General features: G+C 63.9%; 25 protein-coding genes and 1 tRNA gene. 10 read left to right on the top strand and 16 right to left on the bottom strand.

The window, feature by feature from the left end:
* Positions 1–126 precede the first annotated feature (126 nt).
* The 7 genes from AB7535_RS36035 to AB7535_RS36005 all read right to left on the bottom strand — a co-directional run bounded on the left by AB7535_RS36035 (position 127) and on the right by AB7535_RS36005 (position 5,488).
* Positions 127–1,575: an ammonium transporter gene (locus AB7535_RS36035; RefSeq protein WP_208083835.1), complete on the bottom strand. Its 1,449-nt coding sequence runs from the start codon at positions 1,573–1,575 to the stop codon at positions 127–129.
* Positions 1,576–1,612: 37 nt separating this feature from the next.
* Positions 1,613–1,951 carry a P-II family nitrogen regulator gene (locus tag AB7535_RS36030; RefSeq protein ID WP_008142813.1) on the bottom strand — a complete coding sequence of 113 codons (339 nt, stop codon included), beginning with the start codon at positions 1,949–1,951 and terminating at the stop codon, positions 1,613–1,615.
* 392 nt (positions 1,952–2,343) lie between these two features.
* Positions 2,344–2,946, bottom strand: a complete 603-nt coding sequence (locus tag AB7535_RS36025; RefSeq protein ID WP_038932646.1) for an ATP-dependent Clp protease proteolytic subunit — start codon at positions 2,944–2,946, stop codon at positions 2,344–2,346.
* A gap of 42 nt (positions 2,947–2,988) precedes the next feature.
* The gene (locus tag AB7535_RS36020; RefSeq protein WP_354113547.1) at positions 2,989–3,345 is read right to left on the bottom strand and encodes an SRPBCC family protein; all 357 of its coding nucleotides are present in this window, start codon (positions 3,343–3,345) and stop codon (positions 2,989–2,991) included.
* A gap of 12 nt (positions 3,346–3,357) precedes the next feature.
* Positions 3,358–3,672, bottom strand: coding sequence for an ArsR/SmtB family transcription factor (locus tag AB7535_RS36015; RefSeq protein ID WP_014490770.1), 315 nt, complete (start codon positions 3,670–3,672; stop codon positions 3,358–3,360).
* 42 nt (positions 3,673–3,714) lie between these two features.
* The gene (locus AB7535_RS36010) at positions 3,715–5,016 is read right to left on the bottom strand and encodes an ammonium transporter (RefSeq protein WP_354113546.1); all 1,302 of its coding nucleotides are present in this window, start codon (positions 5,014–5,016) and stop codon (positions 3,715–3,717) included.
* 133 nt (positions 5,017–5,149) lie between these two features.
* Positions 5,150–5,488, bottom strand: a complete 339-nt coding sequence (locus tag AB7535_RS36005) for a P-II family nitrogen regulator (RefSeq protein WP_008142802.1) — start codon at positions 5,486–5,488, stop codon at positions 5,150–5,152.
* Positions 5,489–5,727: 239 nt separating this feature from the next.
* Between AB7535_RS36005 and AB7535_RS36000 the strand changes: the two genes are divergently transcribed.
* Complete coding sequence (locus tag AB7535_RS36000) at positions 5,728–6,636, top strand: DUF4339 domain-containing protein (protein ID WP_354113545.1); 909 nt, start codon at positions 5,728–5,730, stop codon at positions 6,634–6,636.
* A 37-nt stretch (positions 6,637–6,673) separates the two neighbouring features.
* Here the strand turns inward: AB7535_RS36000 and tesB are convergent, their stop codons facing one another.
* Positions 6,674–7,537 (bottom strand): acyl-CoA thioesterase II, encoded by an 864-nt coding sequence (gene tesB / locus AB7535_RS35995; RefSeq protein ID WP_085403106.1) that lies wholly within the window; start codon positions 7,535–7,537, stop codon positions 6,674–6,676.
* A 216-nt stretch (positions 7,538–7,753) separates the two neighbouring features.
* On the opposite strand from tesB, the gene AB7535_RS35990 reads away from it, so the two are divergent.
* On the top strand, positions 7,754–8,974 hold the full coding sequence (locus AB7535_RS35990; protein ID WP_354077131.1) for a ubiquinone biosynthesis hydroxylase: 1,221 nt from the start codon (positions 7,754–7,756) through the stop codon (positions 8,972–8,974).
* 112 nt (positions 8,975–9,086) lie between these two features.
* On the opposite strand, the gene AB7535_RS35985 is transcribed toward AB7535_RS35990, so the two are convergent.
* Both AB7535_RS35985 and AB7535_RS35980 read right to left on the bottom strand, forming a co-directional pair.
* Positions 9,087–9,284, bottom strand: coding sequence for a Trm112 family protein (locus AB7535_RS35985; RefSeq protein ID WP_011083431.1), 198 nt, complete (start codon positions 9,282–9,284; stop codon positions 9,087–9,089).
* A 122-nt stretch (positions 9,285–9,406) separates the two neighbouring features.
* A complete protein-coding gene (locus tag AB7535_RS35980) occupies positions 9,407–9,937 on the bottom strand; it encodes a TetR/AcrR family transcriptional regulator (protein ID WP_354113544.1) in 531 nt (176 codons plus the stop codon).
* A gap of 107 nt (positions 9,938–10,044) precedes the next feature.
* On the opposite strand from AB7535_RS35980, the gene AB7535_RS35975 reads away from it, so the two are divergent.
* From AB7535_RS35975 to AB7535_RS35965, 3 genes are all read left to right on the top strand, one after another.
* On the top strand, positions 10,045–10,395 hold the full coding sequence (locus AB7535_RS35975; protein WP_354113543.1) for a hypothetical protein: 351 nt from the start codon (positions 10,045–10,047) through the stop codon (positions 10,393–10,395).
* Positions 10,396–10,615: 220 nt separating this feature from the next.
* Positions 10,616–10,894, top strand: a complete 279-nt coding sequence (locus AB7535_RS35970; protein WP_135213946.1) for a PepSY domain-containing protein — start codon at positions 10,616–10,618, stop codon at positions 10,892–10,894.
* A 44-nt stretch (positions 10,895–10,938) separates the two neighbouring features.
* On the top strand, positions 10,939–11,532 hold the full coding sequence (locus AB7535_RS35965; protein ID WP_085403061.1) for a cytochrome b/b6 domain-containing protein: 594 nt from the start codon (positions 10,939–10,941) through the stop codon (positions 11,530–11,532).
* A gap of 168 nt (positions 11,533–11,700) precedes the next feature.
* Here the strand turns inward: AB7535_RS35965 and AB7535_RS35960 are convergent, their stop codons facing one another.
* On the bottom strand, positions 11,701–12,378 hold the full coding sequence (locus AB7535_RS35960) for an LON peptidase substrate-binding domain-containing protein (protein WP_085403060.1): 678 nt from the start codon (positions 12,376–12,378) through the stop codon (positions 11,701–11,703).
* An 83-nt stretch (positions 12,379–12,461) separates the two neighbouring features.
* Positions 12,462–13,385 carry a thioredoxin gene (gene trxA / locus AB7535_RS35955; protein ID WP_063980302.1) on the bottom strand — a complete coding sequence of 308 codons (924 nt, stop codon included), beginning with the start codon at positions 13,383–13,385 and terminating at the stop codon, positions 12,462–12,464.
* A 275-nt stretch (positions 13,386–13,660) separates the two neighbouring features.
* Here trxA and AB7535_RS35950 point away from each other — a divergent pair.
* The 4 genes from AB7535_RS35950 to AB7535_RS35935 all read left to right on the top strand — a co-directional run bounded on the left by AB7535_RS35950 (position 13,661) and on the right by AB7535_RS35935 (position 17,250).
* A tRNA-Gly gene (locus AB7535_RS35950) sits at positions 13,661–13,735 on the top strand.
* A 76-nt stretch (positions 13,736–13,811) separates the two neighbouring features.
* A complete protein-coding gene (locus AB7535_RS35945) occupies positions 13,812–14,798 on the top strand; it encodes an NAD-dependent epimerase/dehydratase family protein (RefSeq protein WP_439037519.1) in 987 nt (328 codons plus the stop codon).
* Between the two features lie 381 nt (positions 14,799–15,179).
* Positions 15,180–16,454: a PQQ-dependent sugar dehydrogenase gene (locus AB7535_RS35940; protein ID WP_354113541.1), complete on the top strand. Its 1,275-nt coding sequence runs from the start codon at positions 15,180–15,182 to the stop codon at positions 16,452–16,454.
* Positions 16,455–16,656: 202 nt separating this feature from the next.
* Positions 16,657–17,250: a c-type cytochrome gene (locus AB7535_RS35935; RefSeq protein ID WP_085403054.1), complete on the top strand. Its 594-nt coding sequence runs from the start codon at positions 16,657–16,659 to the stop codon at positions 17,248–17,250.
* A gap of 209 nt (positions 17,251–17,459) precedes the next feature.
* Here AB7535_RS35935 and panE read toward each other — a convergent pair whose 3' ends face one another.
* The 4 genes from panE to AB7535_RS35915 all read right to left on the bottom strand — a co-directional run bounded on the left by panE (position 17,460) and on the right by AB7535_RS35915 (position 21,243).
* Positions 17,460–18,383 carry a 2-dehydropantoate 2-reductase gene (gene panE, locus AB7535_RS35930; RefSeq protein ID WP_166104984.1) on the bottom strand — a complete coding sequence of 308 codons (924 nt, stop codon included), beginning with the start codon at positions 18,381–18,383 and terminating at the stop codon, positions 17,460–17,462.
* Between the two features lie 123 nt (positions 18,384–18,506).
* On the bottom strand, positions 18,507–19,115 hold the full coding sequence (locus AB7535_RS35925; RefSeq protein ID WP_354113540.1) for a 2-hydroxychromene-2-carboxylate isomerase: 609 nt from the start codon (positions 19,113–19,115) through the stop codon (positions 18,507–18,509).
* A gap of 107 nt (positions 19,116–19,222) precedes the next feature.
* Positions 19,223–20,572, bottom strand: coding sequence for an MATE family efflux transporter (locus tag AB7535_RS35920; protein WP_354113539.1), 1,350 nt, complete (start codon positions 20,570–20,572; stop codon positions 19,223–19,225).
* A gap of 89 nt (positions 20,573–20,661) precedes the next feature.
* Positions 20,662–21,243 carry a DUF2239 family protein gene (locus AB7535_RS35915; RefSeq protein ID WP_085403046.1) on the bottom strand — a complete coding sequence of 194 codons (582 nt, stop codon included), beginning with the start codon at positions 21,241–21,243 and terminating at the stop codon, positions 20,662–20,664.
* A gap of 165 nt (positions 21,244–21,408) precedes the next feature.
* Between AB7535_RS35915 and AB7535_RS35910 the strand changes: the two genes are divergently transcribed.
* On the top strand, positions 21,409–22,074 hold the full coding sequence (locus tag AB7535_RS35910; RefSeq protein ID WP_354113538.1) for a glutathione S-transferase family protein: 666 nt from the start codon (positions 21,409–21,411) through the stop codon (positions 22,072–22,074).
* The last annotated feature ends 3 nt before the right edge of the window (positions 22,075–22,077 follow it).

The raw sequence follows: 22,077 nt of genomic DNA, 5'->3' as shown, positions 1-22,077 counted from the left end.
GCGCGCCAAAAAGAAAGGGGCTCCAGCTTGCGCTGGAGCCCCTCAACGGTCGGGACATTGCCGGGTATGTGCCCCAAACCGTAGTTGTGGGCACGGCCCCCGCGGAGGCCGCGCCCGGGAGAAGAGTTACATGTTGTAGGCGCGCTCGGTGTGCTCGGTGATGTCGAGGCCTTCACGCTCGGTCTCGACATTGGCGCGGAGGCCAACGATCACATCGACGACCTTGTAGAGGATCGCCGAACCGATGCCCGACCACACCAGCGTGGTGCTGACGCCCCAGAGCTGGGAGATCATCTGCGCCGCGAAGTCGTAATCGGCAACCTTCGGCGGGATCGCGGTGTAGTCGATGATGCCCGCACCACCCAGCGCCGGATTGACGAGGATGCCGGTGCCGAGGGCGCCGACGATGCCGCCGACGCAGTGCACGCCGAACACATCGAGGCTGTCATCGTAGCCGAGCGCGTTCTTCACGACGGTGCAGAAGAACAGGCAGACCACGCCGACCACGAGGCCGAGGACGATCGCACCCATCACGCCGGCGAAGCCGGCGGCAGGCGTGACGGCCACGAGGCCCGCGACAGCGCCGGAGATGACGCCGAGCACCGACGGGTGACCCTTCACGATCCACTCCGCGAACATCCACGACAGCGCGGCGGCTGCGGTGGCGACGAAGGAGTTGGTCATGGCGAGGGCAGCGCCGCCGTTGGCTTCGAGGTTGGAGCCGGCGTTGAAGCCGAACCAGCCGACCCAGAGCAGCGAGGCGCCGATCATCGACATGGTCAGCGAGTGCGGAGCCATCAGCTCCTTGCCGTAGCCGACGCGCTTGCCGATCAGCAGAGCGCCGACGAGACCTGCGATGCCGGCGTTGATGTGCACCACGGTGCCGCCAGCGAAGTCGATCGCGCCCTTCTTGAAGATCCAGCCGGCGTCGGCGTTGATCTCGTCGAGCTTGGCCTGCGCCGCGGTCTTCGCAGCCGCATCAGTGGCAGCAGCGAGTGCCTTGGCAGCGTCTTGGATCATGTCCGGGCCGGGCCAGTACCAGACCATGTGCGCGATCGGGAAGTAGATCAGCGTGACCCAGAGCGGGATGAAGAGCGCGATTGCCGCGAACTTCATGCGCTCGGCGAAGGCGCCGACGATGAGGGCGGGCGTGATCGCCGCGAAGGTCATCTGGAAGCACATATAGATGAGCTCCGAGATGTTGGCGTCGACCGAGAAGGTCGCGGCCTTCGAGTCGGTGGTGACGCCCATCATGAAGGCCTTGGAGAAGCCGCCGATGAAGTCGGAACCGCCGGTGAAGGTGAGGCTGTAGCCGTATACGGCCCAGATCACGGTGACGACGCAGACGGTGTAGAACACCTGCATCAGCACGGAGAGCATGTTCTTGGAACGGACGAGACCGCCGTAGAACAGCGCGAGGCCGGGGATCGTCATCAACAGCACGAGCACTGTCGATGTCAGCATCCAGGCGTTGTCTCCCTTGTTGACCGTTGGCTCGGCATAGGCCGCGGTCGCAGCGAACATGCCGACTGCGAGAGCCGCCAATCCCGCGCCATAGGGACGCTTAAACGTCATTTTATTCACTCCTGATTGGTAAAGGTTGAGCGCGAAATCAAAGGGCCGCGGCATCGGCCTCGCCGGTGCGGATGCGAACCGCATGGTCGAGGTTGATGACGAAGATCTTGCCGTCGCCGATCTGCCCGGTTTTCGCGGCGGACGTGATGGCGTCGATGGTCTTGTCGACCTGGTCGGAGGCGACAGCGACCTCGATCTTGATCTTGGGCAGGAAGCTCACGGCGTATTCAGCACCGCGATAGATTTCCGTATGGCCTTTCTGGCGGCCATATCCCTTGACTTCCGTCACCGTGAGACCGTGAACGCCGATGGCGGTCAGGGCGTCACGGACTTCTTCCAGCTTGAATGGCTTGATAATCGCCATAACAATTTTCATGGGTCCTATCCCCGCTTGGCCCGGTCCGGACGTGGCCGGGCGTTTCTCGACTGGTTCGCCACGAGGGAGAAGTTCACTACGCGGGCACAGCCAGCACCCTTAGAATCAAATGCCGTGCCAGATCGGGCGCGTTGCCTAACGGACTATGAAAACGGGTGTTTTCGCGTTTGACGCGTGCTGCGCTGCAGTGCGCTATTACGTCGCGCTCAAAACGTGGTCACGCCTGATCAAAAAGCGGGCACGACAGGCTGCCGACACAATTGCTGCTCACGTGTCGGGCAGCACGAAGGTATTTAATTACAGAAGGGGACTGACAAAGGACCCCGCCGCCCTGCGAAATATCGAACCGGCCCTCGGCCTGCTCACGGGATGCGCGCAACCGGCCTGAACCGTCAGGCGGCCTCGCGCTCCGCAAAGACCCGGTCGATCAATCCCCATTCGACCCCCTGCTGCGCGGTCATGAAGTGGTCGCGGTCCAGGGTCCGTTCCACCTCCGCCTCGGTGCGCCCGCAATGCTGCGCGTAGAGCCGGGTGATGCGCCGCTTCGTCTCCTGCATTTCGTTGGCATGGATCAGGATGTCGGACGCCTGGCCCTGGAAGCCGCCGAGCGGCTGATGCACGTGAAGGCTCGCATTAGGCAGCGCGGCGCGGTGACCTGGCTCGCCGGCCATCAGCAGGAACGAGCCCATCGAGCGCGCCGTGCCCATGCACAGCGTATGAACCGGCGCCTTGATGAACTGCATGGTGTCGTACATGGCGAGACCAGAGGTGACCACGCCGCCATAGGAGTTGATGTAGAGATTGATCGGCCTGTTCGGATTCTCCGCCTCCAGGAACAACAATTGCGCGCAGACCAGTCCGGACATCGCATCATTGACCTCGCCGTTGAGGAAGATGATGCGCTCGCGCAGAAGCCGCGAATAGATGTCGAAGGATCGCTCGCCGCGGGCGGATTGTTCGACGACCATAGGGACGAGCTGAAGCATGTCGCGCATTGGCGACCTCCATGTTTGCAGGTGATGAAGTCTTGTTGGTGTTTAAGCCGCCGCGCGCATCAGGCAGCAATTGCTGTTGGCCGGCTGCGGCAGCTTTGTTCGCTCTTCGCAGGCTTGCTGAATGATGCGGAAGCGGGTGCCGCCGTCCTCGTTCGGCTCGATCCGGAAGATGACGTGGCTCTCGCGAAACGGCGGCTCTGAATCGCGAAGCCGGTAGTGCACCTCTTCGCCTGCGATCGTTGATTCAGGCTCGGCGCCTGCAAGGTCGCAATCCGGCAACCAGCGCTCGCGCAAGGCCGGAATGGTCACGGCGCGCCAGACCTTTGCCGGCGGCGCATCGAAATCATATTCAAGTACCAGGGCTTCGTCGGGACGATCAGGCTTCGCGGCGTCGCTCATTGATCCCAGTCCTTATTGATCCATGTCCTTGAGGAGATCGGCGAGTGCTTCCATGCGCTTCGGCCAGTAGGCACGGTAGCGCGCAAGCCATGTGCCGATGGCGACGATTCCGTCCGGGTCGACTTCGTAGTTCACGAAGCGGCCCTGCCGCTGTTCGCGCACGAGGCCTGCCGCGCGCAGCACCGAAAGATGCTGCGACATCGCCGGCTGGCTGATCTCCAGACCGTCGCGCAAAGCGCTGGCATTCAGGCTTCCGCCAGCAAGCTTCTCAAAGACCTTTCGGCGCGTCGGGTCGGCCAGTGCCTTGAAGATGTCGGCTTCGATCATGCCGACACATAAGCATTTACTTATGTGTTGCGCAAGCCCCGATTACTGAAGCGCTTCTCCGTGCTGCGAAATATCCAGCCCCTCGAGCTCGTGCTCACGGGATACGCGCAAGGGCACGAACAGGGAGACCAGCTTGAGCAGGACAAAACTCACGCCGGCCGCCCAGACGAAGGTGACGGCGACCCCGTAGAGCTGGATCAGCAATTGCTGCGGATGGCCCTCGAGCAGGCCGGCAGTGCCGCCGATCGCGCTGGTCGCAAACACACCGGCCAGCAGCGTGCCGGTCAGGCCGCCGATGCCGTGGACGCCGAACACGTCGAGGGAATCGTCATAGTTGAAGCGGTGCTTGAGCCAGGTGCAGGCCCAGTAGCAGACCGCGCCGGCGACAATGCCGATGACGATGCCATGCCAGGGCGCGACGAAGCCCGAAGCCGGCGTGATCGTGCCGAGCCCGGCGACCGCGCCGGAGATCATGCCGAGCACCGACGGCTTGCGACGGGTCGACCATTCGATCGCGCCCCAGGTCAGCGCGCCGGAGCAGGCCGCAAGATGCGTCGCGATGATCGCCAGCACCGCGCGCGAATTGGCCGCGCCTGCCGAGCCGCCGTTGAAGCCGAACCAGCCGACCCACAACAGGCCGGTGCCCATCACCGCGAGCGACAGATCGAACGGCGACAGATTTTCCGTGCCGTAGCCGTGGCGGCGGCCCATCACCTTGGCGGCGACGAGGCCGGCGGTGCCGGCCGACAGATGCACGACGAGGCCGCCGGCGAAATCCAGCACGCCCATGCTGGCGAGGAAGCCGCCGCCCCACACCCAATGCGCCAGCGGAATGTAGACGAAGATGAACCAGGCGACCGAGAACACCAGATAGGCGGAGAATCGCATCCGGTCGGCGACCGAGCCCGCGACCAGCGCCACCGTGATGATGGCAAAGGTCATCTGGTACAGCATGAACAGCGCTTCCGGGATCGTCTTCGCCGCCGGGTTGACGCTGTCCATCGTCATGCCCGCGAGGAACCAGCGGTCGAGCGTTCCGATCCACGGCCCGTCGCCGACGAAGCAGAGCGAATAGCCGAACGCCACCCAGAGGATCGAGATCATCGTCACCGCGGCGAGGCTCTGCGCCATGGTGGCGAGCACGTTCTTCTTGCGCACCATGCCGGAATAGAACAGCGCCAAGCCGGGGATCGTCATCATCAGCACCAGCGCGGTGGCGACGATCATCCAGGCGGTGTCGGCGGTGTTGATCTCGGAGCCCGCGGCGTATGCGGGCGCCGCAACGAACGTCACAAATCCAAGCGGCGCAGCCATAGCAGCTGCGCGGCGCAACAATCCCGCCATGTCATTCCCCCCGGCATCAATTGGCGTCGCACGCTGTGGCGTCGTTGCCCGGTGCGATCGAAGAAGGATCAAAGCGTTTTCGAGCGAAGTGGATACCGGTTCGCGTGAAGAAAACGCGTCAAAACAAAAAGCCTTAAAGCGCGTCGCTGTCGGTTTCGCCGGTGCGGATGCGCAGCGCGTGGTCGATCGGCGTGACGAAGATCTTGCCGTCGCCGATCTGCCCGGTGCGCGCCGTCGCGGTGATCACGGCGACCGCCTTGTCGGCGACGTCGGAGGCGACAGCGATCTCGATCCGCAGCTTCGGCAGGAAGTTCACGACATATTCCGCGCCGCGATAGATCTCGGTGTGACCCTTCTGGCGGCCGTAGCCTTTCACCTCGGTCACGGTCATGCCGTGGACGCCGATCGCGGTCAGCGCCTGGCGGACTTCATCGAGCTTGAAGGGTTTGATGATCGCGACGACGAGTTTCATGGTCAGGCCTATTCCCCGGGGATGCGCCACGCCGTATGTCCCCGGCGCAGCGTCAATCTGGCATCTTTCCGGGCAAATGGCATAAAAAACTTGCAGACTGAAGCGGAAAAACGTTTGGCCATGTGAACCGCCGCCTCTGTACAGGGCATCCGTTCATCCTTCACAATGCGTTTTTGGCATGGATGCGGTGAACCGAAGCGTCCCGGCCGGTACAAAAGTATGTTTGAGGGGGACGCTTCATGGCGAGTTGGTTCTACGCATCCGAGGGCAAGCAACAGGGGCCCTATCCGGAAGGGCAATTCCGCGACCTGGTCGCGCAGGGAGTTGTGCGCCCGGATACGCTGGTGTGGTCCGAGGGCATGGCCGGCTGGCAGAAGGCCGCCGAAATCCCCGGCCTGATCGGCGGCGGCGGTGCGCCCCCGATGATGCCGGCCGGCGGTCCGCCGATGATGGGCTCCGGTGGTTACGCTGGCGCCGGCTACGCTGGTGGCGGCGGCAGCGGAGGAGCGCTGGCGGTCGATTTCGGCATCCTCGAGTTCACCTGGCGCAGCATCGTGATGCTGATCGGCATGTGCCTCATCATTCCGGTGCCATGGGTGTTCGTCTGGTACACGAAATGGATCGTGTCCTGCGTCAAGGTGCCCGGCCGGCCCAATCTCAGCTTCACCGGCAATGCGATGACGCTGGTGCCCTGGTTCTTCGGCTTCATCGTTCTGGCGATCGCGATCGGCGTCATCGGCAGTGCGCTGCTCAGCAATCTGCTGTTCATCGCGCAGATCGTGCTCTACTGGCTGCTGATCAAATGGATGGTCGCGAACCTCGCCTCCAACGGGCAGCCGCTCGGGCTCAGCTTCTCCGGCTCAGCTTGGGCCTATATCGGCTGGAATCTGTTGTTCGCGATCTCGATCATCACGATCATCGGCTGGGCCTGGGTCGCCGCGGCGCAGATGCGCTGGTTCTGCCGCAGCATCGAAGGCACGCGCCGTGAGATCGTCTTCAAGGGCAGCGGTCTCGGCATTCTCTGGCGCGGCATCGTCGCCGCGATCCTGTCCAGCCTCATCATCCCGATCCCGTGGGTGTATCGCTGGATCATGAACTGGTTTGCATCGCAGACCGAGCTCGCCCCGCGCGGGTCGCTCGGAGCTTGATCGCAAATCCCAGGCGCGACGAACTCGCGCCTGGGCTCTAGGACTTGCGCTCGCGCACAGAACCTTCCTGCGCGACGGAGGCCACCAGCGTGCCGTCGGGCTTGAAGATCGAGCCGCGCGTCAAGCCGCGGCCGCCGCGTGCGTTCGGCGAATCCTGCGCGTAGAGCAGCCATTCGTCGGCGCGGAACGGGCGGTGAAACCACATCGCGTGGTCGAGGCTCGCCGGCATCATGCGCTTGTCGAACAGCGTGCGGCCGTAGCGCGCCATGATCGCGTCGAGCAGCGAAAAATCCGAGGCATAGGCGAGCGCGCACATGTGCAGCGCCGGATCGTCCGGCAGCTTCGCCGCGGTCCTGATCCAGACGTGAATGCGGCCATCCTCGATCTTCTGGCCGAAATAACGGCTGAGCTCGACCGGGCGCAGCTCGATCGGACGATCGGACTCGTAGTAGCGGCGGATGAACTCCGGCATCTCCTTGAACATCGGCTGCTTCGCCACCTCCTCCGCCGTGAGCTTTTCCGGGGGCGGCACGTCGGGCATCTTGTCCTGATGATCGAACGCGCTCTCCTCGTCGGTGTGGAACGAAACCATGATCGAGAAGATCGCGTTGCCGTGCTGGATCGCGGTGACGCGGCGGGTCGAATAGCTCTTGCCGTCGCGCAGGCGCTCGACCTGGTAGATGATCGGGATCTGCGGATCGCCCGGCAGGATGAAATAGCAATGCAGCGAATGCGGCAGCCGGCCCTCGACCGTGCGGCAGGCCGCAACCATCGCCTGCCCGATCACCTGGCCGCCGAACACCCGCTGCCAGCCCGTCTTCGGGCTCTTGCCGCGGAACAGATTCACCTCGAGCTGTTCGAGGTCGAGAATCGAGATCAGGTCGATCAGGCTTTTGGACATGATGGCGCTTTCGAAGGATCTCGTCATTCCCGGGCATCGTGACAGCGATGCCCCCGGAACGACGAGCCGATAACCTCTGGATTCCGGGTTCGCGCCTGTGCGCGTTCCGGAATGACGGAATGAGGCAGTTCCGCCCTTGTTTCACCGCACTGTTTCGCCCACCTCAAGTCTGCTAGCAAGGCCTGGAAAAGCCGAAGTGTGAGCTGGGAATTTGGTATGCCGGTACAGGGTAGCATTGTCATTGGTGGCGGCGCGTTTGCCGGCCTCGCGCTGGCCCTGGCGTTGCGCCAGGGGCTCGGGCCCGAGATTCCCGTCATCGTCGCCGACCCCGCGCTCGCGACCCGTCCGAGCCGCGACCCGCGCGCGACCGCGATCGTGGCCGCCTGCCGCCGCCTGTTCGAGGCCATCGGCGCCTGGGACGACGTCAGGGGCGAGGCGCAGCCGATCCTCGACATGGTCGTCACCGATTCAAAGCTGGAAGACGCCACCCGTCCGGTTTTTCTGAACTTTGCCGGCGATGTCGCGCCGGGCGAACCGTTTGCGCATATGGTCGAGAACCGCCGTTTGATCGACGCGCTGGTGGTGCGGGCCGAGGCCGAGGGCATCGATCTCCGCGCCACGACGGTCGCGTCCTATGACGCGCGCCCGGAAGGCGTCGACGTGACGCTTGGCGACGGCAGCGTGATTGCGGCAAGCCTGCTGGTCGCCGCCGATGGCGCGCGGTCGAAACTGCGCGAGCGCGCCGGCATCGTCACCCATGGCTGGGAGTACGATCAATCGGGCATCGTCGTCACCGTTGGCCATGAGCGCGATCACGACGGCCGCGCCGAGGAGCACTTCCTGCCCGCGGGTCCCTTCGCGATTCTGCCGCTCTCCGGCAAACGATCCTCGCTGGTGTGGACCGAGCGCCGCAGCGAAGCCGCGCGCATCATCGCGTTGAGCGACGAGGAGTTCCACGGCGAGCTCGAGCGCCGGTTCGGCCTGCATCTCGGCGAGGTCAAGGCGCTCGACAAGCCGCGCGCGTTCCCGCTGTCCTATTTCGTGGCGCGCTCCTTCATCGCCGAGCGTCTCGCGCTGGTCGGCGATTCCGCGCATGTCATCCATCCGATCGCGGGCCAGGGCCTCAACATGGGGCTGAAGGATGTCGCAGCACTGGCCGAAGTCGTGGTCGATGCCGCGCGGCTCGGCATGGATCTCGGCGGCGTCGACGTGCTCGAACGTTATCAGCGCTGGCGCCGCTTCGACACCATGGCGATGGGCCTTGCCACCAACTCGCTGAACTTCCTGTTCTCCAACCAGTCGACGCTGCTGCGCACGGTGCGCGACATCGGCCTCGGCCTCGTCGACCGCGCCCCGCCGCTGAAGAATCTCTTCATCCGCCAGGCCGCCGGTTTGACCGGTGAGATCCCGCGGTTGCTGAAGGGTGAGGCGTTGTAGGAGTTCGCGCTGCGTCTTCGTAGCCCGGATGGAGCGCAGCGCAATCCGGGGCCGCCGTATCGTCAGCGCGAAGTCCCGGATTTCGCTGCGCTCCATCCGGGCTACAAGAACCTCAATCGATCTTGCGCGCCTCTTCCGGCAGCATGATCGGGATGCCGTCCCGGATCGGGTAGGCCAGCTTGGCGCTGCGCGAGATCAGCTCCTGCTTTGCGGAATCGAACTCCAGCGGACCCTTGGTCAGCGGGCAGACCAGGATCTCCAGCAATTTGGGATCGACGCTGGTTTCGGGGCGTTCGGTGGGCGCGTTCATTGGAGTCTCCGAAGATCGCTTGCCTCTAGCACAGAAAATCGCGGCCGCCCATTGCGCCACCAGAGCGTATTCGAGCGAAGTGGGTACCGGTTCGCATAAAGAAAACGCGTCAAAACAAGAATCTAGGCAGAGACCATCCGCATGATCTCGTCGAGCAGGCCCTGGAGCCGTGCCGCCGGCACCGGCGTGCCCGACAAGGCAAAGCCCAGGAATGTCCAGTACAGGATCTGCGCGCGCGCCTGCGCCTTCGCCGGCTCAAGCCCCCGCATCGCAAGCAGCGTCTCGATATAGTCGATCCTGCGGCGGTCGATCGCGCGGACCGCGCCTTGCGCGGCCGCATCGAACGCCGCCCAGCTGCGCACGGCGCGCTCGAGGTCGAGCCGGGCGCCAAAGGATCTCCGCAGCAGCGCCTTCAGCGGCTCGTCGCCAGCGGCCTCGACGTCGGCGATGATCTGTTCGGCCGCGATCTCGCGCCAGCGCTGCAGGACATCGGCGTGGAACGCGCCGAGATCGGCGAAATGCCAATAGAAGCTGCCGCGCGAGACGCCCATGGCCCTTGCGAGCGGATCGGCTTTCAGGGCCGTGAAGCCGTTCTTGGCCAGCGCCTTCAGGCCCTGTTTGATCCAGTCGTCGGCGGAGAGTTGTTCGGTCATGACCGGTTCCGGAAAAGTGGCCATACACTAGTGTATTGACAGGCGGCGAGCCAGCGCCTATCTCACCATACATAACTGTATGGACGAAGCTTCAGGGAGCTGTTCCGATGCGTGATCTCTTGCTCCAGTGCTCCGGCGTCGTGGCCATTGCCGTGGCGCTCATCCATGGCGTTCTCGGCGAGACCAAGGTCTTTGCCCGCGCCCGCATCGAGCCGGAACGGCTCCGCACCCTGATTCGCCTGGTCTGGCAGGCCTCGACCGTCGCCTGGATCGGTGGTGGTGTGCTCCTGGTCGCGGCGCCCTGGATGGAATCGGAACCGGCGCGCCGCTGGATCGTCGTCACCATGGCCTGTGTTTTCGGTTTCTCGGCTGCCGCCAACGCGTGGGCCACGCGCGGCCGGCACTTCGGCTGGATGGCGCTCAGCGCCGTCGTCGCCATGGCGGTTGCCGGCTACTGAGGTGCCGCGCACAGAACGCCGGCCGTCAAACCGTGAGGCGTAAGGCCGCAGCGGCCGTTCAAATGCCTGCTGCCTACGGAGCCGACTGATCTTTTTCGGATCGTTAGAATAACTCTAAAGCCATCTGCGTCCAAACCGGATTGACTTCATCATCTCCTTTGCTTCCCTCGGTCCCGCTTCGCGGCTCCGCGCAGCGCCCACGACAGAGGAGGAGACGTTCGTGAAGGTCATTCGTGTAGTTGCCATTGCACTGACGATCGGAATTGGCATGGGATCGGCGGCCATGGCCGACGGGTTCAAGGACTGCACCAAGCTCGACAAGGCGTCGTGGAAGCCGGCCGCCGAAGCCGAAGCCAAGGCCAAGGCGCTGGGTTACGAAGTGCGGCGCTCCAAGATCGAAGGCTCGTGCTATGAGGTCTACGGCGTCAAGGAAGGCAAGCTCTACGAGCTGTTCTACAGCCCGGAAGATCTTAGCCTGAAGAAGACGGTTGCCAAGTAAGGTTTCAAGCAAGGTCTTGAGCAAGGCTTGAGGATAGTCACGGCTTGATCGATGAAGCGGTGCCAGAAACGCGCGGGGCGTCCGACGGGACCCCCGCGGATCGAACGGCTTCGCGGACGGTTGCAGTCTGGGACCTCCCGCTACGCCTCTGGCACTGGGCCCTTGCGGTCAGCATCTTGGCCGCGTGGTTCACGCCCACCGTCTACGATACCCTTCACCGCATCGTCGGCTATACGGTGCTCGGGCTTCTCGCCTTCCGCCTGGTCTGGGGTTTTTGGGGAAGCCGCTATTCGCGCTTCCGCATGGTCGGCGTCCGGCTTCGGGTCGCGCCACACTATCTCTGGAATCTACGCCGCGGCATGACTGGCCGCTATATCGGCCTCAATCCAGCCGGCACCTTGATGCTGGTAGCGCTGCTGCTGGCGATCGCCATCTCGGCCATCACGGGGGCGATGTCGGTGACCGTCACCTTCTTCGGCCTGTGGTGGGTCGAGGATACCCACGCGATAGCATCCGACGCCGTCATCGTGCTGGCCGTGGTACACGTGCTGGGCGTCGTGCTGATGGGACTTCTCCAGCGCGAGAACCTGATCCGCGCGATGTTCACCGGACGCAAGCGCATCCGCCATCATCAATAGGGTTTTTGAGGCGGCGCTCTCTCCTCGTCATGGCCGGGCTTGTCCCGGCCATCCACGTTCTTTTGTGCCTCTCAGACGTGGATGCCCGGGTCATCGGCGAGCGAAGCGACGCCGTCCTTCGGACGGCTATGCCCGGGCATGACGGAGCGTGACGCGGCAGCGCGCCCCTCACTGCAACGGCGGATCGCCGCTGGTGCGCTTCTTGGCGAGATCCATCTCGGTCACCGCGATCAGGATTTCGGCGCGGGTCTTCAAATCCGGCGCCTCCAGCATGGCCTGCTTTTCCGCGGGGCCATAGGGCGACATCATCGCCAGCGCGTTGACGAGCGCTTCGTTGGGCGCGCTCTCGACGCCTTCCCAGTCGACCTTGAGATTGTTGGCCTTCAGGAAATCCGCCAGCACGGTCAGCAGCGCCTCGCGATCGACCTCGTCCTCGCCCATGCGCGCGGTGAAGTCGTCGAGGAAGGTGAAGAAGTCCACCTTGCACTGGCGGTAGGCGGTCAGCACTTCGAGCTCCTTGACCACCTTGAAGCGCGAGACGCCGGTGAGCTCGAGGAGGTAGCGGCCGTCGCCGGATTCGGCGAGCTGGGTGATGCGGCCGACGCAGCCGACGCGGAACAGCGCCGGCCTGTCGGAATTCTTCGGCGAGTGCGCGACGTCGGGCTGGATCATGCCGATCAGGCGATGGCCGTCGCGCAAGGAATCGTCGACCATCGAAAGGTAGCGCGGCTCGAAGATGTTGAGCGGCATCTGGCCGCGCGGCAGCAAAAGCGCGCCCGGCAGCGGAAATACCGGAACGATCTCCGGCAGGTCGGCGGGGCCGCGATATTCGATGTTGATCGGCATCTGGACCCCGCTAGACTCGCTAGAGCATGATCCGGAAAAGTGTGAAGCGGCTTTCCGACAAGATCATGCTCCAACAATAACCCTTACGAAAACAGGATCGTCGACAAGCGCTTTCGTCCCTCGACGGTAGCATCATCCGTGCCACCCCAGGCCTCGAAGAATTGCACGAGCTGCTTGCGGGCGCCGTCGTCGTTCCACTTGCGGTCGCGCTTGATGATCGCCAGCAACTGCTCGGTGGCCGCCGCCCGGTTGCCTTGCGCATTCAGCGCGGTCGCAAGGTCGAAGCGAGCCTGGTGATCGAGCGGGTTTGCGGCGACTTTCTGTTCCAGCTCGGCCACCGGCCCCAGCTGCTCCGCCTGCTCGGCGAGATCGATCGCGGTCTGCACGGCCTTCACGGCAGGGTCGTTGCGCTTGGATTCCGGCACCATCGCCAGCGTCTGCTTGGCCTGCTCCATCGCGCCCGAGACGGCATAGCATTTCGCGAGTCCGGCAAGGGCCGCGATGTTGGTCGAATCGTGCTGCAGCACCTCGGCATAGATCTGCGCCGCGGCGGCGGCGTCCCCCTCGGCGAGCACCGCCTCGGCCTCTTGCAGGATCTCGGCGATATTGGGCTCGCCCGGCGCCGTCACGCCCTTGGTCACCTTTTCAATGAAGGCGTTGACCTGGCTCTCCGGCACTGCGCCCATGAAGCCGTCGGCCGGCTGGCCGTTGACGAAGGCGATCACGGCCGGGATCGACTGGATGCCCATCTGGCCCGGGATCGCCGGATGCTGGTCGATGTTCATCTTGACCAGCTTGACCTTGCCCTTGGCCGCCTTGACCGCCTTTTCCAGCACGGGCGTGAGCTGCTTGCAGGGGCCGCACCATTCCGCCCAGAAGTCGATCAGCACCGGCTGGCGCTTCGATTCCTCGATGACGTCCTTCACGAAGGTCTGGGTGGTGGTGTCCTTGATCAGATCGGCCGCGGCCGCGCCCGCCGCTCCGTTACCCTGGTCGATGATCGTCACGGGATCCCCTCGTCTGATGTCTGGAATGGCGGCTCTTTAGCACGTCGCCAAGTCATATGCTTCGTTGTCGGCTCCTAGATTGGGCCGAATGGGCCGAATTTCAATCCATCAGGGCCGATTCGCCGGTTCCGGGGCGCTTTCGGGCGATTTGGCCGCATTCGGGGTCCATATGGGCCCTTCAATTGCGAATCTATGCTGCCGGTAGCTGTTGCATTCGCCGCCCGCTTTTGGCATACGACAGCCGTTGCCGGCGCGTCACGCGACCGACACAGGATGCGGGTGTAGCTCAGTGGTAGAGCACGACCTTGCCAAGGTCGGGGTCGAGGGTTCGAGCCCCTTCGCCCGCTCCAATTTTTCCCAAAGCATCCAGCCAAACCGGGTCGGGCCGTGGTTTTCCACGCCGCTGGCGGCTGTATTGGGTCTCAAATGACAATTCTGGTCACGGGCAGCGCGGGCCACCTTGGGGAGGCCGTTCTCCGTATGCTCCGGGGACGCAGTTTCCCCGCGCGCGGGATCGATCTGAAGCCATCGCCCTTCACCGATGCCGTGGGCTCGATCGTCGATTCCGACTTCGTGCGGCGGCAGATGGAGGGCGTCAGCGCCGTCATTCACACGGCAACGCTGCACAAGCCGCATGTGGCGACCCACGGCAAGCAGGATTTCGTCGGCACCAACGTCACCGGCACGCTCAATCTGCTCGAGGCGGCCGTAGCCGCCGGCGTGCGCAGCTTCGTCTTCACCAGCACCACCAGCGCATTCGGCTCGCAGCTTCGACCCGAGGCCGGACAGGCCGCGGTGTGGGTCACCGAGGATCTGGCGCCGGTGCCGAAGAACGTCTACGGCACGACCAAGCTGATGGCCGAGACTCTGTGCGAGCTGTTCTTTCGCGAGCGCGGCCTGCCTGTCGTGATCTTGAGGACCTCGCGCTTCTTCCCTGAGGACGATGACGATCCCGCGATGCGCTCGGCTTACCCGCCGGACAACGCACAGGCCAACGAGCTGCTCTATAGACGGCTGGATATAGCGGACGCGGTGAGCGCCCATCTGCTCGCCGTCGAGCGCGCGCCGAAGATCGGTTTTGCCCGTTACATCATCTCCGCCACGAGCCCGTTCGAGCCCCGTCATCTCGCGGCGCTCGCGCGCGACGCGGCCGATGTCGTGCGCGAGCTCTACACGGATTGCGCGCAGCTCTATGCGGCGCGCGGATGGCGGCTATTCCCCGAGATCGACCGCGTCTATGTCAACGACCGTGCGCGGCACGAACTAGGCTGGCGGCCCGAATTCGACTTCGCGCATGTCCTGAGCAGCCTGCGCGATGGCCGCGATTTTCGCAGCACGCTGGCGCGCGAGATCGGGTCGAAAGGCTATCACGACACGGTATTCGACGACGGACCCTATCCCGTCGCCTCGTAATCGCCGTCTTTGCCGTTTTGCTCGACGCATCAAATGTCTGCCCGGCATCACCGGGAGCAGACCGGGCTGAGCCGTTCTACTGTGCATGGGGTTGTTTTCGCAATTTTGTGCGACCGCCCCTCCCGCTGCCTGCAAATCAGTCACGCGCCATTTTTTGATTCCGCGTTGCAGCGAGACCGTGATCGTCGCCGTGCAAATCTTCGTGGCATTCAGTCTCAATTTCTATTGAGTCTGACTGCAGTGCTCCCGACGCGCTTCTCACCGTCCGCAGATGTGCTAACCTTTTTGCGTCTGTCGTCCTGACAGAGTTCGAACTTCGCCTCTCGACTAGCAAAACAAAATAACGTGCAGCCCTGACGGCTGCCTTAGGGGAGTGACGCGATGAAATTCCATCGATCCGTCTTTCAATCCGTCTTGGCGCTTGCGGCCGTGGCCCTTCTTGCGGGGACATGCGCCGGCAATGCGCAGGACAAGAGCAAACCGCTGAAGAAATACGAATCCGGCACCAAGGAGTTCTGGACCCATCCGCCGGATGACTGGTTCCTCGGCGACGAGACCGAGGCGCAGAAGGGCCTCGCACCGCCGTCGGGCCCGCCGACCGGCGCGTCGGAGGCCGAGCTCGCCGCGATGATGAAGAAGATCAAGCTGCCGGCCGGCTTCAAGATCGAAGTCTATGCGCCCGGCGTTCTCGCCGCGCGGCAGATGGCCTGGGGTGACAAGGGCACGCTGTTCGTTGGCTCGTTCGGCCTCGGCAACGTCTATGCCATCAAGGACAACAACGGAAAGAAAGAGGTCAAGACCATCCTCAAAGGGCTGAACATGCCCACCGGTCTCGCCTTCAGGGATGGCGCGCTCTACGTCATCGCGGTCGACAAGCTGATCCGTTACGATAACGCCGAAGCCAATCTCGACAAGCTCGGCGACGGCAAGGTCGTCTATGATGACATGCCCTCCTATGCCGCGCATGGCTGGAAGTACATCGCGGTCGACAAGGAAGGCTGGTTCTACCTGCCGTTCGGACCGCCGTTCAACGTCGGCGTGCCCCCGACCAGCGTCTCGCAGATCCGGCGCGTCGATCCCAAGACCGGCAACGCCGAAATCTATGCGCTCGGCGTTCGCAACTCGGTCGGCGGCGACGTCGATCCGCGCACCGGCAAATACTGGTTCACCGAGAACGCGCGCGACTGGATCAGCGACGATCTGCCCTCAGACAAGCTGAACATGATCTCGAAGATCGGCGAGCATTTCGGCTATCCCTACTGCCACCAGGGCGACCTGTTGGATACGAAGTTCGCGATGGGTCACAAGTGCTCCGAGTTCACGCCGCCCGTGCTGAATCTCGGCGCGCATGTCGCTCCGCTCGGTATGAAATTCTATACCGGCGATCAATTCCCCGCCGAGTACAAGAATAACATCCTGATCGCCGAGCATGGCTCCTGGAATCGTCACAAGTACCAGGGCGGCAATATCACGCGCGTGATCGTCGGCCCCGACGGCAAGAACGCCAAGAAGGAGGTGTTCGCCTCCGGTTGGATCGAGGGTGACCAGGGCTATCTCGGCCGTCCCAACGACATCATCCTCGCCAAGGACGGCTCGATCCTAGTCGCCGACGACTGGGCCGGCGCGATCTATCGCATCAGCTACAGCAAGAAGTAGCGTAAGACGACACGAGGCTGCGACCGGATGACGGTCGCAGCCTCTTTTGTTTGTGACAGGCTTGCAGCGGAACGCGTTCGTCATGCCCGGACTTGATCCGGGCATCCATCAAACGAGAAACCTCTTTGCAAACGGGATGGATTGCCGGGCCTACGCCAAGCAGGCGGGTCAAGCCCGGCAATGACAGTCGGAGAAATCAGCCATGCGAGCCGTTCGGTTTGGAATTCTGTCTGTGACGCTATCGCTCGCAGCACTTGCATTCGTCCGAGCTCAGGCCGCCGATAATGCCGCGATCCAGGAGAAGGCCGCCGTCTGCTCCGGCTGTCACGGCGAGAACGGCATCTCGCAGACGGAGAACATCCCCTCGCTGGCCGGCCAGCCCGATCAATTCATCCAGTGGCAGCTCGTGTTCTTCCGCGCCGGCTCGCGCAAGAACGACCAGATGCAGCCGATCGCCGAGGAGATCACCAACGAAGACATCCGCAATTTCGGCGCCTATTTCGCGCAAATGACGCCGCCGAAGGCCGCGGAAGACGCGGATCCGGACCTGTCGAAAAAAGGCGCGCAAGTTGCCGTCGGCCGCCGCTGCGCCTCGTGCCATACGGATAGCTTTGCCGGCACCAAGGCCGTCGCGCGGCTCGCGGGCCAGCGCGAGGAATACCTCGTGAAGGCGCTGCACGACTACAAGAGCAGCCAGCGCGTCGGCGGCGGTGGCGCTGCGATGGCCGATGTCGCCTATCACATGAGCGATGAGGAAATCACCGCCGTCTCGCACTATCTCGCGTATTTCAAGTAACGCGGAGTCGTTGCGGCAAACGCCGCTGTCGTCCCGGGGCGCGACGAAGTCGCGAGCTACGATGCGCAATTGCGCATCTGAGGACCCATAGCCACAGGATCAAGTTTGGCGAAGACTCGTGGTGACCAGCTCGCGTCATAACCACTCCCTGTGGTTATGGGTCCCGGGCTCGCGCTCTGCGCGCCCCGGGACGACAGCGAAGTTTGGAGCTACCCCGCCCGCTGCCTCTCATACGCCTTCAGATGCGTATACGCGATGCGCAGCTTCGGCACCGGCACCTTGGCGGCGTCGGCGCGCGCGATGAGGTCGCCGATGACGTGATCGGCCTCGACCGGCAGGCCCGCCTTGATGTCGCGGAACATGGATGCCGTCATCGGCGATCCCTCGGTGGTGAGGTTGCCCTTCACGCGCTCGAAGAACGGGCCGCCCGGCGTGTAGCCCGACGCGGTGGCGATCGCGCTGGTCTCGTCCAGCATGCCGAGCAAAAAGTCCCGGCCGCCGGGGGCCGCGAGGATGTTGCCGACGGAGGTGCGCATCAGGCTGGTGCTTGCGGCGAGCGAAGACAGGAACACCCACTTCTCCCACATGTCCTGCATGATGTTCTGGCTGGCGGCGGCGCCATTGATGCCGCTCTTGAAGGCCTCGTCGATCGCCTTGACCCGGTCCGAGAGCTTGCCGTCGCGCTCGCCGTAACTGAGCGACTGCATCGGCTGGAGCTGCACCACTTCGCGCTTCTCGTTCAGGGTTGCCGCGATGGCGCAGAGGCCGCCGAGCACGCGCTCCTTGCCGAATTTTTCGTCGAGCGTGTCGAGATGCTTCATGCCGTTGAGCATGGGGATGATCGCCGTATCAGGCCCGACGGCGGCCGCGAACGATTTGATGGCGTCGTCGAGGTCGAACGCCTTGCAGCTCAAGAGCACGACGTCGAACTTTTCCTTGAGCGCGTCGGCTTGAACGGTCGGCGGATTCTTCAGCGTCACGTCGCCGTTCGGGCTCTTGATGACGAGGCCCGCGCTAGCGAGCTCGCTGGCGCGGCGCGGCCGGACCAGGAAGGTGACGTCGCGGCCGGCCTGTAACAGCCTGCCACCAAAATAGCCGCCGATGGCGCCGGCGCCGACCACGAGGATACGCATGAGAGAACTCCGTCTTTATTCTTGGCTTTGTACTAGGCTTTATTTTTGGCGGATGGCGAATAGGAAGTAGCGAATAGCAGGCGCGATTTCCACTCGCTATTCGCTACGCGCCATTCGCGCGCTTCACTTTCCCGACACCATCTCCTCGACCTCGCGCAGCTGCTCCTTGCCGAAGAACATCTCGTTACCGACGAAGAAGGTGGGCGAGCCGAACGCACCGCGGGCAACGGCGTCCTCGGTGTTCTTGATCAGCTTGCCCTTGACCTCTGGCTCCTGGGCACGCGCGAACAGTTTTTGGGCATCGAGGCCGGAGGACGCCAGCGCCTTCGCCGCGACTTCCGGGTCGTCCATCTTCTTCGGCTCGCGCCACATGTGGTGGAAGGCGGCCTCGACATATTTTTCGAACACGCCCTCGGCCTGTGCCGCGATTGCGGTACGCATCAGGTTCAGCGTGTTGACTGGGAAGAACGGATTCATGACATAGGGCGGGACCTTGAAGCGCTTGACGAAGCGCTCGGTCTCGACCGCCTGGAATTCGCGCTTGTTCTTGATGCCGGCGAGCGTCTCGGCCGGCGACTTGTTGTTGGTTGACTTGAAGATGCCGCCGAGCAGGATCGGCACGTACTCGAATTTGACGCCGATGCGCTGCTCGATCGCCGGGATCGCGAGATGACTGAGATAGGCGTTCGGGCTGCCGAAATCGAACAGGAATTGCGGGGCTGTGCGGGTCAAAATCGTTCTCCCTGACCTGGCTTTTAATCTGGCATTTCATCCATTGTGGCGCAGCGCGCGCCACGGGTCCACCGTTTAATGATGGTCATAATATCTTGATGATCCGGTCAGATCAGACGCCGGATCGCGCGCCTGCGCCACACCGCGAGGTAATAGCCCATCTGCAAAACGAACATGGCGCAGAACACGATCGGATAGGCAGCCCACACACCCTCAAGGCCGATCGTGCGACTCAGGATCACCGCCGCCGGCAGCTCGATCGCGACAATGGCGAAGATCGACAGCAGCATTGGCGTCAAGGCGACGCCGGCCGCGCGCATGGCTCCGGAAAACACGGTGGCCAAGCCGAACGGCACCGAGCTCCACAGCGCGATGTGAAGCAGTCCCCCGGCGAGGTCGAGCACGGCACTGTCGGTGATGAAGAGGCCGAGCACGGCCCGCGGCGCCAGATAGATCAGCCCCACCAGCCCGCCGGTCAGGACGATGTTGAACATGAGGCCGGTGCGCACGATGCCATCGAGCAGCGTCCTGTTGCCGCCGCCGATGGCCTGTGCGCCGAGGATCGAGACCGCGATCGAAATCGACATTGCCGTGAACTGCGTGTAGCCCATCACCTGGTTGACCGCGCCATACGCGGCGGTGGCGTCCGATCCAAAGCCGTTGACGAGCCCGAGTAGCACGAGCTCTGCGATCGCCATCACCACCATGCCGACCGCGCTCGGCAGTCCGATGCCGAGGATCTTTCCGAGCACGGCACGATTGAGCCGCAGATGACGCAGCAGCGCGGCATCCGGTGCCAGTGCATGCTTCGTCCGCAGCAGATAGAGGGCCAGCGCGAGCAGCGTCAGCGCGTTGGCAATCGCTGCCGCCCAGGCTGGGCTGGTGATTCCGGCGGCAGGCAAGCCGAACGCGCCGCGGATCAGTATCGGCGTCAGGATCAGTCCGATGGTGGTCGACAAGGCCAGCGCCAGCAGCGGCGTCACGGCGTCACCGACGCCGCGGATCATCGCCGTCATCAGCAGGAAGACGAAGCCGAGCGGCACGGTGAGCAGCATGATGCGCGCATAGGCACTGGCCTGGTCGAGGATGTCCGCTGGCGTCGCGAGCATCGTCATTAGTTGCCGGCTGAACAAGCCGCCGACCAATGCAACCGAAAGCGAGAGCAGCAGGCCGATCGCAAGCGTCGTGCCGACGACGATCCTGATCCTGCCATGCTCGCCCGCGCCAAAGGCCTGGCCGATCAGCACGGTGGCGCCGGTGCTCAGGCCCATGACGAAGGCGAACAGGAAGAACATCACCGGGAAGAAAGCCGACACCGCGGCGAGCGCGTCGACGCCGATCATCTGGCCGAGATAGACGTTGCTGACGGTCCCGAACAGCGATTGCAGCGCGTTGCTCAGCACCAGCGGCGCGAGGAAGCGGAGGAATGTCGTCCAGAGCGGCTTTGGCGCGGACATGGATAGGCCTTTCATCGGGGCGTGCGAAGCCGTTGCCGCGCGATGCGCGCGCGGCTCGGCCGTCGATGGGGTGAGAGAAAGTGCTGCGCCTAAGCGCGGTCGCTGTAGGCGAGCTTGACGATGTGGTCGCGGACGTCGACCGGCCAGTCGGCGATCAGTCCGGTGAAGCGCCGCCGGTCGTCCGCGAACAGGGCGCGCGACGCTTCTTCGAACTGCGGCAGATTACCCGCCATGGTCGACATGAAGTGATAGGCCGCATCGCGCGCCTGTCGCTCGCGGTCCTTGTCGCCGCTTACGCGTCTTGCCTCGTCGACGAGCTTTCGCAGCGCGACCGAGGCGCCGCCCGGCTGGGCTCCGAGCCACTCCCAGTGCCGCGGCAGCAGCGTCACCTCGCGCGCGACCACGCCGAGCTTCGGCCGGCCGCGCCCGCGGGGCTCGCTCGGTGGCGCGGTCTCCTCGACCGGGGGCGGGACAAGCTTCGCCACCCGCGCCAGCACCTCGCGATCCCCGCCGCGCAGATCGAAGTCGATCGGTCGGCCGGTGCTGTCCTCGAAGATGATGATGGGCTCGTCCGGCGGTGGCGTGATCCGTTTGACGACCAGCGCGACCTCTCCCGCTGGCCCGGACGCCAGGCGGCGATGACCCTGGAACGCCGTGAAAGTCCGTTGCATTGAAATCATTGCCATATTGATGACGTTGGCCCTTTAATATCCGGGTAAATTGCGGGCGTCAATATACCCGGGTGAAATTATCCGTCTGGATGGCTCGACATTGCGTTCCCGGGCTGGCACGAACGGCGCGGCCGACCGACCACGCCTAGCCTGGGGACCTCAACGATGCTGACCGTTCACCACCTCAACAATTCCCGCTCGCAGCGGGTGCTGTGGCTGCTCGAGGAGTTGGGCGTGCCCTACGAGATCGTGCGCTATCAGCGCCAGCCGGACATGCGCGCGCCGAAGGAGCTGCGCGCCATCCATCCGCTCGGCAAGTCGCCCGTCATCACCGACAACGGCAACACCATCGCCGAGTCAGGCGCGATCATCGAATATCTCATCGCCACCTACGGCAACAGCCGGCTGATTCCGCCGCCGAACACGCCGGAGCGGCTGCGCTTCACTTATTGGCTGCACTATGCGGAGGGCTCGGCGATGCAGCCGTTGCTGCTCAAGCTGCTGTTCACGCTGATGCCGAAGCGCGCACCCGCGCTGCTTCGCCCGCTGGTGCGCAAGGTCTCGAACCAGGCGCTCACCGCGCTGGTCAATCCGCAGCTCAAGCAGCACATGGATTATTGGGAAGGCGAGCTCGGCAAGAGCGAGTGGTTCGCCGGCAGCGAGTTCACCGCCGCCGATATCCAGATGAGCTTCCCGCTCGAAGCCGCGCAAGCGCGTGGCGGGCTCGAGCTCGGCCATCCCAAGGCGATGGCATTCCTGGAACGCATCCATGCGCGCCCGGCGTATGCCAGAGCGCTGGAAAAAGGCGGGCCGTACCAGGTGGGGCGGTAAATT

The sequence above is a fragment of the Bradyrhizobium sp. 956_D2_N1_4 genome, from assembly GCF_052076025.1.
GTDB lineage: Bacteria > Pseudomonadota > Alphaproteobacteria > Rhizobiales > Xanthobacteraceae > Bradyrhizobium > Bradyrhizobium barranii.
This window is presented reverse-complemented; position numbering and strand designations above follow the sequence as displayed.

Bases quoted from the DNA above. Each gene is read 5' to 3' on its own strand.
- AB7535_RS35935 (WP_085403054.1), top strand. From the start codon at position 16,657: ATGCGAGCCGTTCGGTTTGGAATTCTGTCTGTGACGCTATCGCTCGCA.
- AB7535_RS36015 (WP_014490770.1), bottom strand. From the start codon at position 3,672: ATGATCGAAGCCGACATCTTCAAGGCACTGGCCGACCCGACGCGCCGA.
- AB7535_RS36010 (WP_354113546.1), bottom strand. From the start codon at position 5,016: ATGGCGGGATTGTTGCGCCGCGCAGCTGCTATGGCTGCGCCGCTTGGA.
- AB7535_RS35960 (WP_085403060.1), bottom strand. From the start codon at position 12,378: ATGCCGATCAACATCGAATATCGCGGCCCCGCCGACCTGCCGGAGATC.
- AB7535_RS36020 (WP_354113547.1), bottom strand. From the start codon at position 3,345: ATGAGCGACGCCGCGAAGCCTGATCGTCCCGACGAAGCCCTGGTACTT.
- AB7535_RS35990 (WP_354077131.1), top strand. From the start codon at position 7,754: ATGCCGGTACAGGGTAGCATTGTCATTGGTGGCGGCGCGTTTGCCGGC.
- AB7535_RS36005 (WP_008142802.1), bottom strand. From the start codon at position 5,488: ATGAAACTCGTCGTCGCGATCATCAAACCCTTCAAGCTCGATGAAGTC.
- AB7535_RS35940 (WP_354113541.1), top strand. From the start codon at position 15,180: ATGAAATTCCATCGATCCGTCTTTCAATCCGTCTTGGCGCTTGCGGCC.
- AB7535_RS35915 (WP_085403046.1), bottom strand. From the start codon at position 21,243: ATGCAACGGACTTTCACGGCGTTCCAGGGTCATCGCCGCCTGGCGTCC.
- AB7535_RS36025 (WP_038932646.1), bottom strand. From the start codon at position 2,946: ATGCGCGACATGCTTCAGCTCGTCCCTATGGTCGTCGAACAATCCGCC.
- panE (WP_166104984.1), bottom strand. From the start codon at position 18,383: ATGCGTATCCTCGTGGTCGGCGCCGGCGCCATCGGCGGCTATTTTGGT.
- AB7535_RS36000 (WP_354113545.1), top strand. From the start codon at position 5,728: ATGGCGAGTTGGTTCTACGCATCCGAGGGCAAGCAACAGGGGCCCTAT.
- AB7535_RS35910 (WP_354113538.1), top strand. From the start codon at position 21,409: ATGCTGACCGTTCACCACCTCAACAATTCCCGCTCGCAGCGGGTGCTG.
- AB7535_RS35985 (WP_011083431.1), bottom strand. From the start codon at position 9,284: ATGAACGCGCCCACCGAACGCCCCGAAACCAGCGTCGATCCCAAATTG.
- AB7535_RS35920 (WP_354113539.1), bottom strand. From the start codon at position 20,572: ATGTCCGCGCCAAAGCCGCTCTGGACGACATTCCTCCGCTTCCTCGCG.
- AB7535_RS35945 (WP_439037519.1), top strand. From the start codon at position 13,812: ATGACAATTCTGGTCACGGGCAGCGCGGGCCACCTTGGGGAGGCCGTT.
- AB7535_RS36035 (WP_208083835.1), bottom strand. From the start codon at position 1,575: ATGACGTTTAAGCGTCCCTATGGCGCGGGATTGGCGGCTCTCGCAGTC.
- AB7535_RS36030 (WP_008142813.1), bottom strand. From the start codon at position 1,951: ATGAAAATTGTTATGGCGATTATCAAGCCATTCAAGCTGGAAGAAGTC.
- AB7535_RS35975 (WP_354113543.1), top strand. From the start codon at position 10,045: ATGCGTGATCTCTTGCTCCAGTGCTCCGGCGTCGTGGCCATTGCCGTG.
- tesB (WP_085403106.1), bottom strand. From the start codon at position 7,537: ATGTCCAAAAGCCTGATCGACCTGATCTCGATTCTCGACCTCGAACAG.
- AB7535_RS35980 (WP_354113544.1), bottom strand. From the start codon at position 9,937: ATGACCGAACAACTCTCCGCCGACGACTGGATCAAACAGGGCCTGAAG.